Genomic DNA, 14,919 nt, shown 5'->3' on the forward strand with positions numbered 1-14,919 from the left:
TCGCTCTATGTGATACGCGGTCCGCATGATCTATTTGCACGCCATCGACCCCATTGCCTTCTCGCTCGGCCCGGTGCAGGTGCACTGGTATGGCTTGATGTACCTGGCGGCGTTCTTCTCTGCCTGGGCGCTGGGCCGTTCGCGCATCCTGCGCGGTCGTCTGCCCGGGGTAGACATGGATGGTTTCTCCGATCTGCTGTTCTACGGCATGCTCGGCGTGGTGTTGGGCGGGCGCATCGGCTACATGCTGTTCTATGCGTTCGAGACCTTCCTGGCCAATCCGCTGATCCTGTTCAAGGTCTGGGAAGGCGGCATGAGCTTCCACGGTGGCCTGCTCGGCGTGTTGATCGCTTGCTGGCTGTGGGCGCGCAAGCACCGGCTGCACTTCTTCGATGTGATGGATTTTGTCGCCCCGCTGGTGCCGCTGGGTCTCGGTTTCGGGAGGCTCGGCAATTTCGTCGGCGGCGAGTTGTGGGGAAAATTCACCCAGGCCGGCTGGGGCGTGATCTTTCCGCATGCGCCGGAGCTGGCCGACCGGTTGCCCGCGCAGATCCAGGCGCAGTACGCCGCCGGCGCCTTGAACCAGTTCGCCCGCCACCCCTCGCAGCTTTACGAAGCTGCGCTGGAAGGCGTGGTGATGTTCGTGGTGTTGTGGACGTTCTCGATGAAGCCGCGTGCACGGTATGCGGTCTCCGGCCTGTTTGCATTGCTGTATGGCGTGTTCCGTTTCATCGTCGAATTCGTGCGCGTACCCGATGCACCGATCGGCTACCTGGCCTTCAACTGGCTGACGATGGGCCAGATTCTGAGCCTGCCATTGATTGCGGTTGGCCTGGTGTTGCTGGCGATGTCGCGCCGCGCGCCGGTGTTGCAGCCGGTGCTGCCGGCGCCTGCGGGCGTGGAGGCTGCCAAGTGAAGCCGTACCTGGAGTTGTTGCAGCACGTGCTGGAACACGGCGCGGAGAAGTCCGACCGCACCGGCACCGGCACGCGCAGCGTGTTCGGCTGGCAGATGCGCTTCGATCTCAACGACGGCTTTCCGTTGGTGACCACCAAGAAGCTGCACCTGCGCTCGATCATCCATGAGTTGCTTTGGTTCCTGAAGGGCGACACCAATATCGGCTACCTCAGCGACCACCAGGTGCGCATCTGGGACGAGTGGGCCGACGACAACGGCGATCTGGGGCCGGTGTACGGTAAGCAGTGGCGGCGCTGGACTGGCCCGGACGGCGTCGAGATCGACCAGATGCAGTGGCTGGTGGATGAAATCAAGCGCAATCCGGATTCGCGTCGCCTGGTGATCAGCGCCTGGAATGTCGGCGAGCTGCCGCAGATGGCGTTGATGCCGTGCCACAGCCTGTTCCAATTCTATGTGGTGAACGGCAAGCTCAGTTGCCAGCTCTATCAGCGAAGCGGCGACATCTTTCTGGGCGTGCCGTTCAATATCGCCAGCTATGCGCTGCTGACCCACATGGTGTCGCAGTCCACCGGGCTGGGCGTGGGCGATTTCGTGCATACGTTGGGCGATGCGCACCTGTATTCCAATCACTTCGACCAGGCACGCGAGCAGCTGACGCGCACCCCGCGCGCGCTGCCCATCTTGCGTTTGAATCCCGAGGTCACCGACCTGTTCGCGTTCCGCTTCGAAGACATCGCCATCGAAGGCTACGACCCGCATCCGGCGATCAAGGCGCCGGTGGCGGTCTAGACTCAGCCTGGCCCATAACTGACTAGGCGCCTCATGCAGAAGATGATTCTGTGCATCGCACTTGTATTCTGCTTGCTGACACCCGTGGCGGAAGCCCGGAAAGTGGCGGGCATGTCTCCAATCGAGCAGTCACGTCAAATCTACTTGCGAGTCTTTCAGCCGCCCTTGCACCAACAGATGGTGCAAGGTTCGATAGACGACTTGCTCAAGGTGACGGAAGCCCAAGCGAAATCCAAGTGGCAAGATAACTGTCCTGAAATGCAGCCTGCGCTGTCTTCGATGCTGGATAGGCAGTTGCGTCCGTCACTCGAAAGGATGATGAACGATCCGGCGCTCGCAGAGAGCACCATCGCGGCCATGCAAACGACACTCTCCGCGAGCGAGCGCGTCATGGCGACGGCGGCTCTAGACTCCGGAAACGACTTGGTGGCCACTCAATTGATCTACAACAACCAAGCGCTCGCACGGGAAGTGGGTGCGATCATGGAAAATACGCTGCGGGAAGCTCAGCCAGCCCTGATGGAGCTGGTCAAGAGCGGAAGTTTGAGCTTGAGGCCGATTGCCGAGATGTGCGATGCGCGCTTAATTCAAGGCCAGGGCAAAGAATGAAACTCTCGCTGATCGTCGCCTTCGACCGCAACAACGCCATCGGCCGCGACAACGATTTGCCCTGGAAATTGCCGGACGATCTCAAGCGCTTCAAGGCGCTGACGCTGGGCAAGCCGATCCTGATGGGGCGCAAGACGGCGCAATCGCTGGGGCGTGCGTTGCCGGGGCGATTGAATCTGGTGCTGACCCGTTCGGGACAGGTGCCGTTCGACGGCATGCAGGCTGTGGCGTCGGTAGAGCAGGCGATCGAACGCGCCGTGCAGGATGGGGCGCAGGAGCTGTGCGTGATCGGTGGCGGGGAGGTGTATCGCCTGACCATGGAGCGTGCCGATCTGCTGGCAGCGACTGAAGTGAACACCGCAGTGGATGGTGCCGACACGCATTTTCCGCCGATCGACCCAGCGGTGTGGTCGCCGGTGAAGCGCGAGTTGCATGCTGCCGATGATCGGCATGCCCATGCGTTTGCGTTCGTGGATTACGCGCGCCGCTGAGCGATGCCGTGTCGCGCCCGGCACCGCGATGGCGACGGGCGCCTCGCGCGCTCAGTCCTGTGGCGGATCGACCGGCGGCTTGGGGCCGGCCACTGCGTTCCCCGCATTGCCGCGATTGCCGCGCGAACGCTGACGTCCCTGTCGCTCACGTGGACGCCGCGGCGCGCGTGCGGCCGGTGCCGGCCCGGTCACTTCGCGTCCGGGCACCTGCACCACGCGTAGTTCATCGCTATCCAGCTGCAACGCCGTCAGCTTGCCGCCCCAGACCGCACCGGTATCGATCGCATGGACGCCCTGGGTGATCGTCAGACCCAGCGCGGACCAGTGCCCGCAGACGATCTTCAGGTCGCGCTCGACCCGACCCGGCACTTCGAACCAGGGATACAGGCCCTGTGCCTGCGTCCCCGGCGTGCCCTTGTCGTCGGTGGCGATGCGCCCACGCGGGGTGCAATAGCGCATGCGGGTGAACAGATTGATGATGGCGCGGCTGCGGTCGTAGCCGCTCAGGCCCGGCGACCAACCCGGCTGGTCGCCGTACATATTGCGCAGCAGCTTGCGATAGCCGCCGCCCTGCAGTTGCTGCTCGACCTCGCGTGCGTGTTTTTCGGCCATCTGCGTGGTCCACTTCGGCGCCAGCCCGGCGTGGATCATCATCCAGCCCAGCGCGCGGTCTACGTGCGCCAGCTTCTGCATGCGTAGCCAGTCCAGCAGCGCATCGCGATCTTCGGCCATCACGATGCGCAGCAGATCCGGATTGACCTTGCGCTGCTCTTCTTCCGAACGCGCACCGATCGCCAGCAGCGACAGGTCGTGATTGCCCAGCACCACCACGCTGTGCGCGCGCAATGAATGCACCAGACGCAACGTTTCCAGCGATTGCCCGCCACGGTTGACCAGGTCGCCGCAGAACCACAGCGTGTCCTGGGCGGGGTCGAAATTGATCTTCTCCAGCAAGCGCTGGGTGATGTCGTAGCACCCTTGCAGGTCGCCGATGGCCCAGACGCTCATTGCGTGCGCTCCCTCACTCCAGCATTCATCAGTGCAGCGTCCTGGGCACGCTCAGCACGAAGGCGGCGATCGGGGCGATAAATTCGGTGCCATCGTCGGCCACCATGTCGTAGTGGCCTTGCATCTGTCCCTGCTCGGTCTCCAGCAGCACGCCGGAGGTGTAATGGAAAGCCTCGCCCGGGCGCAGCCACGGCTGTTCGCCGACCACGCCTTCGCCATCCACCTGCTCGGTGCGACCGTTGCCATCGGTGATCTGCCAATGGCGCGCGATCAGGCGCGCAGGCACCGCGCCCGCATTCTGGATGCGGATGCTGTAGGCAAAGGCGTAGCGGCCTTCGTCCGGGGTGGATTGATGGGCGAGGAAGCGGGGCGATACCTCGACCTCGACCCGGTAGCGCGGATCATCTTGCATGGCGAAAGTCTAAATAAAACAGTGTGGGAGCGGCGCTCAAGCCAGCTCGACATTGGCCAGCCGGATGAAATCCGCGACCTCGAGTTGTTCGGCGCGTGCATCCGGTCTCACCTGCGCAGCCTCGAAATGGGCCGGTTCGCAGATGGTGGACAAGGCATTGCGCAGGGTCTTGCGGCGCTGCCCGAACCCGGCGCGCACCACATCGGCGAAGCGGCGGCGGTCGTTGATCTGCACCGTGGCCGGGTCGCGCGGCACCAGCCGCACCACGGCCGAGTCCACCTTCGGCGGCGGCCGGAACGCGCCCGGCGGCACCACGAACAGCGCAGTCACCTCGCAATACGCCTGCAGCATCACGCTGAGTCGTCCGTACACCTTGCTGCCGGGGCCGGCGGCCATGCGGTCGACCACTTCCTTTTGCAGCATGAAGTGCATGTCGGCCACGGCAGCGGCATGGTCCAGCGCATGGAACAGGATCGGCGAGGAGATGTTGTAGGGCAGGTTGCCGACCAGGCGGATCGGCGTGCCATCGGCCAGTGCAGTGAAATCCACGCTGAGCACGTCGCGGTGAATGATGCTCAGCGCGCCGATCGGTGCGGCGGCTTCGGTCAACGGCGCGATCAGGTCGCGATCGAATTCGATCACGGTCAACGCGCCATGCTTGCGTAGCAACGGAAAGGTGATGGCACCCTGGCCCGGGCCGATCTCGACCAGATGCTGGCCGGCGCGCGGGTCTACCGCCTGCACGATGCGGTCGATGTAATACCGGTCGGCAAGAAAGTGCTGGCCAAGCGACTTCTTGGCCGGTGCGCTGAAGGAAGAATTCATCTGCGCAGTTTAACGGAGGCCGCGCCTGCACGCGGCGTCGTCGCGCATCCGCCGGGCCTGGCGGATAGACGGCATGCACCAGCGGCATGCTCGCAGCGCGGAAGCACACGGGGTGTTAGCGGCGCGCCGCCAATCGCGCGCACAACGCAGTGGCTGCCATCAGGCTGGAGGGGTCGGCGATTCCGCGGCCGGCCAGTTCCAGCGCAGTACCGTGATCCACCGCAACGCGCGGGTAGGGCAGGCCCAGGGTGATGTTCACTGCCTGCTCGAAGCCGCTGTACTTGAGTACCGGCAGGCCCTGGTCGTGATACATCGCCACCACTGCGTCGAAACCACGCAGTTTCTGCGGCAGGAATGCGGTGTCCGCCGGCAGCGGGCCGATCAGCTGCATGCCCTCGCCGCGCAGCTGCTCCAGCAGCGGAATGACGATATCCAGTTCCTCGCGGCCCAGGTGACCGTCTTCGCCGGCATGCGGGTTGAGGCCGAGCACGGCGATGCGCGGGTGCTCCAGGCCGAAGTCGCGCTGCATCGCTGCGTGGGTGATGCGCAGGCACTGCAGCAGCGCATCGGCGGTGATTGCATCGGCCACCGCACGCAGCGGCAGATGGGTCGTCACCAGCGCGACGCGCACGATGCTGTTGGCCAACATCATCACCACCGGGCAACCGGCTTGTTCGGCCAGCAGTTCGGTGGTGCCGGTGTAAGCAATGCCGCCGGCATTGATCACTGCCTTGTGCACCGGGCCAGTGACGATTCCCTGCAACCGGCCGGCAAGGCAGTCGCCGGCCGCGCTGCGCAGGCCGGCGATCACCGCTGCGGCATTGGCCGGGTCAGGTGCGCCGAAGCGTGTTGCCACGGCTTGGCGAACGGGATGCAGCGGCAGGTCGCCAGGCGCGCGCGCGGGCTGGTCGGGATCGAGCAGCCGCACAGACAACGACAGCGCCGTGGCGGCGCTGTGCAGGGTATCTGGGTCGGCGTAGGCAATCAGATGCGCGTCCGAGCGCGGCTGCTGCGCGAGCCGGACGCAGAGTTCCGGCCCGATTCCGGCCGGCTCGCCTGGCACCAGCGCGAGCGACGGGACCATCATGCTATCCGGCTACCCGGTCTCAGCGCGTCGGCTTTGCCGGCGGCGGTGAGGGCGCTGCCGGATCAGCCGACTTGGCCGGAGCGGCAGTGGCATTGTCATCGGCACGGTCGCCGGTGCGGTAGCTCACATACGCTTCGCCACGCAGTTCCTGCAGATAGCGGTTGTACTCTTCTTCCAGCTTGCGGCGACCGATGGTTTCACGCACCTGCGCGCGCTGATTCTCGGCGCTCACGTCGGTCTGACGGCTGCCGACGCGCTGCACGATGTGCCAGCCCGCCTGGGTCCGGAACGGTTCGGAGACCGCGCCATCGGTCAAGCTTTCGACCTGCTTGCCGAAATCCGGGCCGAATGCGTCGGCTGGGAACCAGCCCAGATCGCCACCCTGGCCGCGGCTGTTGGTGTCCTCGGAGGACTCCTTGGCCGTCGCCTGGAAATCGGCACCGCCCACGATGCGCGCGCGAATCGTATCGATCTTTGCCTTGGCCTGCGCCTCGGTCTGGTTGTCGCCGATCCGCACCAGGATGTGGCGTGCGTGGTACTCGGTGACCATCTTCTTTTCGCCGCCGGCATTGGCGTCGCGCATTTCCACCAGCTTGAGCAGCTGGAAGCCGCTCGGGCCGCGCAGCGGGCCGGCCACCTGGCCAGGCTGCATGTCGCGGATCAGCTGCGCAAATGCGTTCGGGATCTCATCCAGGCTGCGCCAGCCCAGATCGCCACCTTCCAGCGCATTGGGGCTATCGGAATAACGCACCGCAGCGGCCGAAAAATCCAGCTCGCCCTTGTCGATCAATGCTTTGACGCCATCGACCTTCTTCTGGCCGGTGGCGATCTGCTCGGCAGTTGCGCCTTCCGGCAAGCCGATCAGGATGTGCGCCAGGTGGTACTGGCTACCGGTGGCGGCCTGTTGGGCCAGCGCGGTATCCACTTCGCCTTCGCTCACGCTGATGCGGCTCTGCGCAAAGCTTTGGCGCAGGCGCTGCACGATGATCTCGTCGCGCACCGAAGAGCGGAAATCGGCGTAGCCCATCCCGTCGGCTGCCAGCTTCTGGCGCAAGCCGTCCACCGTCGTGCCGTTCTGCTGGGCGATGCTGGCGATGGCGCGGTTGAGTTCCTCGTCGCTGACGCGGATGCCGTTGCCATCGGCACGGCTGACCTGCAGCTTGACCAGCACCAGGCGCTCAAGGACCTGGCGCTGCAGCACATCGTCTGGCGGCAGCTGGTTTTCGCGACCGGCGTACTGCGACTTGACGTTGCGCACGGCGCGATCGAGCTCGCTCTGCAGCACCACGTCTTCGTCGACGATGGCAGCGATGCGATCCAGCGGCTGGGATTGCTGTGCCGAGGCCAACGGCGAAACCGTGCTGGTGATGGCCAGCAGCGAGGCAAGAACAACAGAGAAAGGCTTGGTCATGGAATCAGGTTCGGATCGTAATCGTCCGGATTGGTCGTGGTGTTGCTGGGCGGGACCAGGTAGAGGTCGTCGCGGTAATAGCCGAGAATAGCACGGCGCAAAGTGCGGTCCGTGTTCTGCCCGAACGAGCTCAGGCCCTTCAGCACGAACTCAATCTGGATCGAGTTGTCCATCTCGCCATCGCGGTTGCGCACGAACCGGCGCACCAGCCCGCGCACCGCCAGGCAGCAGCTATCCCATTGCACGCCCCCGATGATTTCCAGCGGCTTGCGGTCCAGCAGCGAGTAGTAATACCGACCGACCGCGCTCCAGCTGGGGTTGATCGGGTACAGGAAGGAGAAATCGGCCTGCTTGAGCTGGTCGCTGTTGTCGGTGAGGTTGCGACGGTAGCGATACGCCAGGTTGATGATGCCGTCGTTGTTGAGCAGATAGCGCGTGCGCAGGCTGGCCAGATCTTCCTTGCGCGAGTTGGGGTTCCACTGGTAGGTGGCGCCCATCGACCAGCGGTCGTTGATCATGTAGTTGGCGTCGGCCACCCAGGCGGACTTGCCCTGGTCGATGGTCTGTTCGCTGCCGGCTGCCGAGTTGTTGCTGTTGTTGATGGTGACCAGCGAATCGCTGAAGTACAGGATTTGGCCCGCACTCAGCGAGAGCTTTTCGCGACCATCGTCCTGGCGCAGCCAGCGCGAGGTCACCGCCAGGGTCAGCTGGTTGGCATCGTTCTGGCGGTCGGCGCCGGTGTAGCGGGTGTCGCGGAACAGCTGCCCGTAGCTGAAGGTGAACGGACGGGTGTCGAACACCGGCAGATCGTCTTGGTCGCGGTATGGCACGTACAGGTAGTACATGCGCGGCTCCAACGTATTGAGATAGTTGGTGCCGAACAGCGAGGTTTCCCGATCGAAATACAGGCCGGCGTCCAGCGAGGCAATCGGCAGGCTACGCGACGGCGAGCGGTTGCCAGTCAGCGGTTTGGTATTGGCCAGCGTGGAATCCAGCTGGTACGCGGTGTAGCGCCATGCCACGGTGGGCGTCAGGAACCACGCTGCGCCCGACAGCGGCATCGAGATATACGGCTTGACGTCCAGGCGCGCACCGCTGCCGTATTCCTTGTTGCGGATATTGGTACGGACGTACTCGTCGCCATTGTTGCCGTTGGCGTTCGGGATGTAATTCACCTGGTACGAATCGTCGTGGGTGAAGCGCACCGCCTCGGCATAGATGCCGGCCTCGAAAATGCCCAGCGGCTTTTCCCAGGTGAAATACGCACGCGGCTGCCGGTTATATGGCAGGGCTTGCTCGTCCAGCGTGTAGTCGGTGAGCTGCCAACGGTCGGCCATCAGGCCTGCGGTCCAGGTTTCGCCGGTGCCGTAGATGCCCACGGTGCTCTGCAGGCTGGAAGCCGAGCCGATGCCGTTCAGGCGACTGGTGAAGTCCTCGACATAGCGCGTGTCGCTGACCCAGGAAATGCTGCTGCGCGCCTGCCAATTGCTGTTGACGTTGTGGTAGCCGCTGTAGAACACGCTGCCACGGTCCTTGTCGCGCAACTTGTCGTTGGGCAGGTAATTCCCGGTGACTTCACCGCGACCGCCCTCGTACAGGTAGCGGAATTCGGTGCCGAACATGAAACCGCGCTTGCTCATGTAGCGCGGCAACAACGTGGCGTCGTAGTTCGGCGCCAGGTTCAGATAGATCGGCTGCAGGTAATCGAAGCCGTTACGGCCGGACAGGCCGAATTGCGGAAACAGCAGGCCGGTCTGGCGGCGGTCATCGATCGGGAACTTGAACCACGGGAAGTACAGCACCGGCACCTTGCCGATCTGCAGCACCGCGTTGCGCGCGGTACCGAAACCTTCCTCGTTGTCGACGTCGATCTCCGGCGCGCGCACGCGCCAGATCGGCTGCGAGGGGTCGCAGGTGGTGTAGGTGGATCGATGCATCTGCCCGACCTGGCCCTGCAGGTCCACCGATTCGGCGTCGCCATTGCCGCGGCGCTCCACCAACTGGTACTGGATGTTGGTGACCTTGTGGGTGTCGGTATCCTGATTGCCCTCGGCGCGGTCGGCCACCATGCGGAACGAGGTGTCCTGGTAACGGACATTGCCTTCGGCGATGTAGTTGCCGGTTTCGGTGTCCATGCGCAGGTTGTCGGCACCCAGGAACTGGTCGCCGCGCTTCAGCGCGACATTGCCCTGGTATTGCGGGGTGGTGCTGGTGCCGGAGAGCTGGTCGCCTTCGATGTCGGTCGGCAACTGCTGGCGCATCTCGGCCGCCTTGGGGTCGGCGGCGGGGGCGCCGTCGAAGCCGGGTAGCGGGTCTACGGCCGGGCACAGTCCCCAGTTCAACGGCTTGTCGGCAGCCATGGCCGGAAGGCAGATGGCGATGCTCAAAGGCAGGGGCAGCAGGCGGAGAGCTCGGCGCACGCGTGGGTTCAACCAATAAAATGGCGACTAGCTTGCCGCATACCCCGCATAGGGGCAATGAAGAGCGCCGGCGCCGGGAGGGCGAGGTTCATCGCACCCGGCGACGCGACCGGCGCCCTGGCCGGGGTTCAGCGCAGCGCTGCCACGTGCGCCACGCTGCTTTCGCGCAGCGCCTGCAGGTCGTAGCCGCCTTCCAGCATCGAGACCACGCGGCCGCGTGCATGGCGGTCGGCCAGGGTGCGCAGCGCGCCGGTGAGCCAGGCGAAATCGGCGTCGTCCAGCATCAGGTCGGCCAGCGGGTCGCGCAGATGCGCATCGAAGCCGGCGGAGATCAGGATCAACTGCGGGCGGAAGGCATCGATGAGCGGCAGCATCTCGTCTTCCCAGACATTGCGGAAGCGCAGCCCGTCGCTGCCCGGTGGCAGCAGCAGGTTGTGGATATTGCCGACCCCGCGCTCGTACACGCTGCCCGAATGCGGATACAGCCCGGACTGGTGGGTGCTCAGGTATTGCACGGCGGGGTCGCGTTCGAAGATCGCCTGGGTGCCGTTACCGTGATGGACGTCGAAGTCCACGATGGTGATGCGCTCCAGCCCATGCCGGTCGCGCGCATGGGCGGCGGCCACGGCGATGTTGTTGAACAGGCAAAATCCCATCGATACCTGTGCGGTGGCGTGGTGACCGGGCGGACGCACCGCGCAGAAGGCGGTGCGGGTCTGGCCCTGCATCACCGCATCGACCGCGGCAATGCCGGCACCGGCCGCGCGCAAGGCCGCCGCGCGCGAGGCCGGCACCATGCGCGTGTCCACGTCCAGCTGACGGTAGCCCTCGAAGGCGGTTTCCAGCACTGCATCCACTTGCTCGCGCTCGTGCACGCGGCACAGGTCGCCCAGCTTGGCCAACGGCGCTTCGCGCCAGTCCAGATCCGGGAATGCGCCGCGCAGGGCCTGGACCACCGCTTCCAGGCGGGCGGGGCTTTCCGGGTGCTCAGGGCCGGCGTCGTGACCGAGGCAGGCGGGATGGGTAAAGACCAACATGGGGCAACTCTAGCCTCTGTGCCGACCCGGGCACATGCTCAACCGCGTCGGCGGTCGTGCCGCCACAGGACTTCCTGCCGACCATCGGTACGCGCCAGTACGCGCGCCAACACGAACAGCAGGTCGGACAAGCGGTTGAGGTAGCCGATCGCCTCGTTGCGTACCGTTTCCTGACGCGACAGCGCAACGGTCTCGCGCTCGGCCCGGCGCACGATGGTGCGGGCCAGGTGGCAGCGCGCGGCGGCCTCGCCGCCGGCTGGCAAGATGAATTCCTGCAGTGCGGGCAGGGTGTCGTTGAAGGCATCCAGCTGGCGCTCCAGCGCCTGGATGTCGGCCGCGTCGATGGCGGCATGGCCGGGAATGCACAGCTCGCCGCCCAAATCGAACAACTGGTGCTGCACGGTGGTCAGCAGTGCGGCGATCGGCTCCGGCACGCCGGGGGCGGCCAGCAGCACGCCGATGGCCGAATTGGCTTCGTCCACGGTGCCGTAGGCATTGACGCGCAACGCATCCTTGCCGGTGCGGCTGCCGTCGCCCAGGCCGGTACTGCCGTCGTCGCCGGTCCGCGTATAGATACGAGAGAGTCGGTTGCCCATGGCTTAGCCGGCGTAGGGCTGGCGACGCGGTGCGGACAGACGCTCGGCAGCCACCTGGATCACCGCGGCAGCCGCCACGTACAGCGCGGCGCTGCGCAGATAGGGCCCCAGCCAGTCGGTGTAATTCTTGAACCAGCCGGCCACGGTCGGGTCGGCCACGCTGGCGCTGATCCAGTAGAAGCTGCCCTGGGCGATCAGCTGGCACAGCGCCACGGCAATCAGCAGGGCCGGCACCAGTCGCGCCAGCGCGCTCCACTGTGCGCCGTGGTAGTGCCGGCGCAGCCACACGCCGCCGGCCCACAGCGCGAAATACGCCGGGATTAGGCACCAGTACGCCGGCGACACGCAGTAGTGCTGCCAGAAGCTCAGGCCCTGGCCGGTGATGACCAGCCAGTCCACCGCCACGGCCAGCAGCATCAGCAGCGGAAATGCCAGCTTGGTACGTGCAGCCAGATGGAATCCGCCGATGAAGAACACCGCCCAGGACGCGTCCGGAACCGGCGCGAAGTGATTGATCCGGGTGGCCGCCATCAACGCGGCGAGCAGACTCAGAATCAGGGTGTCGTGCGAGCGAGACGTCATGCGCGAGGCGGGCCGGATTGCAGGCCCTGGAGTGTAGCGTGGAAGTGGTGCTGCCCGCGGCTTGGGTAACGGCAGCTGCACAACGACTGTGCAGTGCCAAGCGGGCGTGGCCGGCGCCCGGAATCGGCCTGCGCCACGCCTACACCGCCGTTTCTGGGTGCGCCATCCACGCCCGCCTGGCGACTGCTCGCCACGCTTTTCCAGCCGCTGCATGTGTTTGGGGAGCGCGTGAAGCGCTGCGCTGCGCGTCAACCATGCACGGCGCAGGTGGCAGCGGGCGCGGCAAGATGTCCCGCCCTGCGTCGGCAACGCGCAGGGGGCGAAGGCTTATCATGTGGGGATGACACATCCCCATGACGTTCTGATCGTTGGCGGCGGCCTGGTCGGCTCCAGCCTTGCGATTGCGCTGGACCGCCTCGGCCTGGATGTCGGGCTGGTGGAGGCCACCCCGGCCGGCACGCCGCCGGCAGTGTTTGATCAACGCAACCTCAGTTTCGCCGCGGCCACCGTGAACGCGCTCGGTGCGCTCGGAGTGATGGCCAAGCTGCGCAGTCCGCCCGGGCCGATCCGGCGCATCCATGTCAGCCGCGCCGGGGACTTCGGCCGCGTGCAACTGGACGCGGCCGATTATGGCCGCGACGCCTTCGGCCAGGTGGTGGTGGCACGCGACTTCGGCGATGCCTTGCAAACGCGCCTGGACGAACTGACCCATCTGCGCCGTTACCGGCCCGCACGGTGCATCGGCATAGAACCGGTGCAGGACGACCTGCGCGCGGTGCGCCTGGCTACCGATGCGGGCGAGCAACGGGTGCAGGCCAAACTGGTGGTCGGCGCCGACGGCAGCCATAGCGCGGTGCGCGAGCTGCTGCATATCGGTACCGATACCCACGATTTCCTGCAGACCCTGTTCGTGGCGCGCGTGCGTGCCTCACGACCGCCCGATGGCACGGCCTGGGAGCGTTTTGGCGAACATGGGCCAACGGCGCTGTTGCCACGCGGCGACCGTCATTACGGTGCGATCCATTGCGTGGCGCGCGCCGAGGCCGAAGCCGTGGCTGCGCTCGATGACACCGGCTGGCTGGCGCGCCTGCAGCGTGCAGCCGGCTGGCGTGCCGGGCGCATGGTCGCCACCGGCGAACGCAGTGCCTATCCGCTGGTGCAGGTGCTGGCCGACAGCCTCATCGCCGAGCGCGTGGTGCTGCTGGGCAATGCCGCGCAGACGCTGCACCCGATCGGCGCGCAGGGCTTCAACCTGGGGCTGCGCGATGCGCTGACGCTGGCCGAATTGATCGAGCACGATCGCAGCGATGCCGGTGCCGGTGCGTTGCTGGCCGAGTATCTGGCGCGGCGGCGGGTGGATCGCAAGCACACCATCGGGTTTTCCAGCGGTCTGGCGCGGCTCACCGGCAACCCGGCACCGTTGCTGCGGCCGTTGCGTAGCCTGGGCTTGTTTGCGGCCTCGCAGGCGGCCCCGCTGCAATCGATGCTGGTGGGCGGCGCCATGGGCTTCCGTGGCGATGTGCCGCAACTGTGCCGGGGCAGCGCATGAGCCGGCGCAGCATGCACGAGGTGGTGATCGTCGGCGGTGGCGTCGTCGGCGCCGCCTGCGCGCTGGCATTGAACGATGCCGGCCTGCGCGTTGCCCTGATCGAAGGGCGCGAGCCTGCCCGCTGGCGCGCCGAGCAACCCGATCTGCGTGTCTATGCCTTCGCTGCCGACAATGCCGCGTTGCTCGACAGCCTGGGCGTGTGGAATGCGGTGCGTGCCGCGCGCGTGCAACCTTATCGGCGCATGCGGGTCTGGGATGCGGGCGGAGGTGGCGAGCTGGGCTTCGACGCCGACACCCTGGGACGCGAGCAATTAGGCTGGATCATCGAAAACGACGTGCTGGTGGACCGCCTGTGGGCCGCCGTGCACGCGGCCGGCATCGAAGTGCATTGCCCGGCACGCGTGGTCGAGCTGGAGCAGGACGCCGCCAGCGTGCGCCTGCGCCTGGACGATGGCAGCCGGCTGGAAGCGGCAATGGCCATCGCCGCCGATGGTGCAGCATCCACCCTGCGTGAACTCGCCGGGCTGCCGGTTTCCCGGCATGCCTACGCACAGCGCGGCGTGGTTGCCTTCGTGGAAACCGAGCACCCGCATCAGGCCACCGCCTGGCAGCGTTTCCTGACCACCGGGCCGCTGGCCTTCCTGCCGTTCGCCGATGGCCGCAGTTCGATCGTGTGGACCTTGCCCGATGCCGACGCCGAGCGCGTGCTGGCGCTGGACGATGCCAGTTTCTCGCGGGAGTTGACCCAGGCCTTTGCTGCGCGCCTGGGCGAGGTACGCGTGGTGTCGGCACGCACCGCCTTCCCGCTACAACGGCAGCTGGTGCAGCAGTACGTCAGCGGCCGCGTGCTCACCTTGGGCGATGCCGCGCATGTGGTGCATCCGCTGGCCGGGCAGGGCGTCAACCTGGGTCTGCGCGATGTGGCGGCGTTGCGGCAGAGCGTGCGCGAGGCGATGGCCAAACGCGCCGATTGGGCCGCGCCGCATCGCCTGCAACGCTGGGCACGTACCCGGCGCAGCGAGAACACCGTGGCTGCCTACGGCTTCGATGCGATCAACACGGTGTTTTCCAACGACGACATGCACCTGACCTTGTTGCGCGGATCGGTATTGGGCCTGGCCGGCAAGTTGCCGCCGTTGGTCGATGTGCTGTGGAAGCGCGCCTCCGGCGGCGCGTGAGCCAAGC

General features: G+C 65.9%; 15 protein-coding genes. 6 read left to right on the forward strand and 9 right to left on the reverse strand.

Annotated elements, in window-relative coordinates:
- The first annotated feature begins 25 nt into the window (after positions 1–25).
- The 4 genes from lgt to ACCQ03_RS04660 are packed head-to-tail and all read left to right on the forward strand — an operon-like array spanning position 26 to position 2,807.
- Positions 26–916 (forward strand): prolipoprotein diacylglyceryl transferase, encoded by an 891-nt coding sequence (gene lgt / locus ACCQ03_RS04645; RefSeq protein WP_011346474.1) that lies wholly within the window; start codon positions 26–28, stop codon positions 914–916.
- Positions 913–1,707, forward strand: a complete 795-nt coding sequence (locus tag ACCQ03_RS04650) for a thymidylate synthase (protein ID WP_209225663.1) — start codon at positions 913–915, stop codon at positions 1,705–1,707. Before lgt ends, ACCQ03_RS04650 begins: the two co-directional genes overlap by 4 nt.
- 33 nt (positions 1,708–1,740) lie before the next feature.
- On the forward strand, positions 1,741–2,316 hold the full coding sequence (locus tag ACCQ03_RS04655) for a hypothetical protein (RefSeq protein WP_209225661.1): 576 nt from the start codon (positions 1,741–1,743) through the stop codon (positions 2,314–2,316).
- On the forward strand, positions 2,313–2,807 hold the full coding sequence (locus ACCQ03_RS04660) for a dihydrofolate reductase (protein ID WP_057680171.1): 495 nt from the start codon (positions 2,313–2,315) through the stop codon (positions 2,805–2,807). Before ACCQ03_RS04655 ends, ACCQ03_RS04660 begins: the two co-directional genes overlap by 4 nt.
- Before the next feature lie 51 nt (positions 2,808–2,858).
- On the opposite strand, the gene ACCQ03_RS04665 is transcribed toward ACCQ03_RS04660, so the two are convergent.
- The 9 genes from ACCQ03_RS04665 to ACCQ03_RS04705 form a co-directional block, all read right to left on the reverse strand.
- Positions 2,859–3,815: a symmetrical bis(5'-nucleosyl)-tetraphosphatase gene (locus ACCQ03_RS04665; protein WP_017159103.1), complete on the reverse strand. Its 957-nt coding sequence runs from the start codon at positions 3,813–3,815 to the stop codon at positions 2,859–2,861.
- Between the two features lie 28 nt (positions 3,816–3,843).
- Positions 3,844–4,227: a Co2+/Mg2+ efflux facilitator ApaG/CorD gene (apaG, locus tag ACCQ03_RS04670; RefSeq protein ID WP_007965232.1), complete on the reverse strand. Its 384-nt coding sequence runs from the start codon at positions 4,225–4,227 to the stop codon at positions 3,844–3,846.
- 36 nt (positions 4,228–4,263) lie between these two features.
- Positions 4,264–5,052, reverse strand: a complete 789-nt coding sequence (gene rsmA / locus ACCQ03_RS04675) for a 16S rRNA (adenine(1518)-N(6)/adenine(1519)-N(6))-dimethyltransferase RsmA (RefSeq protein ID WP_057680066.1) — start codon at positions 5,050–5,052, stop codon at positions 4,264–4,266.
- 115 nt (positions 5,053–5,167) lie between these two features.
- A complete protein-coding gene (gene pdxA, locus ACCQ03_RS04680; protein ID WP_039570749.1) occupies positions 5,168–6,139 on the reverse strand; it encodes a 4-hydroxythreonine-4-phosphate dehydrogenase PdxA in 972 nt (323 codons plus the stop codon).
- Positions 6,140–6,158: 19 nt separating this feature from the next.
- The gene (locus tag ACCQ03_RS04685) at positions 6,159–7,550 is read right to left on the reverse strand and encodes a peptidylprolyl isomerase (protein WP_039570752.1); all 1,392 of its coding nucleotides are present in this window, start codon (positions 7,548–7,550) and stop codon (positions 6,159–6,161) included.
- The gene (gene lptD, locus ACCQ03_RS04690) at positions 7,547–9,970 is read right to left on the reverse strand and encodes an LPS-assembly protein LptD (protein WP_370512611.1); all 2,424 of its coding nucleotides are present in this window, start codon (positions 9,968–9,970) and stop codon (positions 7,547–7,549) included. Before lptD ends, ACCQ03_RS04685 begins: the two co-directional genes overlap by 4 nt.
- 128 nt (positions 9,971–10,098) lie before the next feature.
- A complete protein-coding gene (locus ACCQ03_RS04695) occupies positions 10,099–11,007 on the reverse strand; it encodes a histone deacetylase family protein (protein WP_057680064.1) in 909 nt (302 codons plus the stop codon).
- A gap of 38 nt (positions 11,008–11,045) precedes the next feature.
- Positions 11,046–11,603: a cob(I)yrinic acid a,c-diamide adenosyltransferase gene (locus ACCQ03_RS04700; RefSeq protein WP_057680063.1), complete on the reverse strand. Its 558-nt coding sequence runs from the start codon at positions 11,601–11,603 to the stop codon at positions 11,046–11,048.
- A gap of 3 nt (positions 11,604–11,606) precedes the next feature.
- Positions 11,607–12,185: a hypothetical protein gene (locus ACCQ03_RS04705; RefSeq protein WP_017159102.1), complete on the reverse strand. Its 579-nt coding sequence runs from the start codon at positions 12,183–12,185 to the stop codon at positions 11,607–11,609.
- 340 nt (positions 12,186–12,525) lie between these two features.
- Between ACCQ03_RS04705 and ubiH the strand changes: the two genes are divergently transcribed.
- Together ubiH and ACCQ03_RS04715 are read left to right on the forward strand one after the other, a co-directional pair.
- Positions 12,526–13,734, forward strand: a complete 1,209-nt coding sequence (ubiH, locus tag ACCQ03_RS04710) for a 2-octaprenyl-6-methoxyphenyl hydroxylase (protein WP_209225659.1) — start codon at positions 12,526–12,528, stop codon at positions 13,732–13,734.
- The gene (locus ACCQ03_RS04715; RefSeq protein WP_057687013.1) at positions 13,731–14,912 is read left to right on the forward strand and encodes a UbiH/UbiF family hydroxylase; all 1,182 of its coding nucleotides are present in this window, start codon (positions 13,731–13,733) and stop codon (positions 14,910–14,912) included. Before ubiH ends, ACCQ03_RS04715 begins: the two co-directional genes overlap by 4 nt.
- Positions 14,913–14,919 lie beyond the last annotated feature (7 nt).

The organism is Xanthomonas sp. NCPPB 3569 (assembly GCF_041475645.2).
Lineage (GTDB): Bacteria > Pseudomonadota > Gammaproteobacteria > Xanthomonadales > Xanthomonadaceae > Xanthomonas > Xanthomonas phaseoli.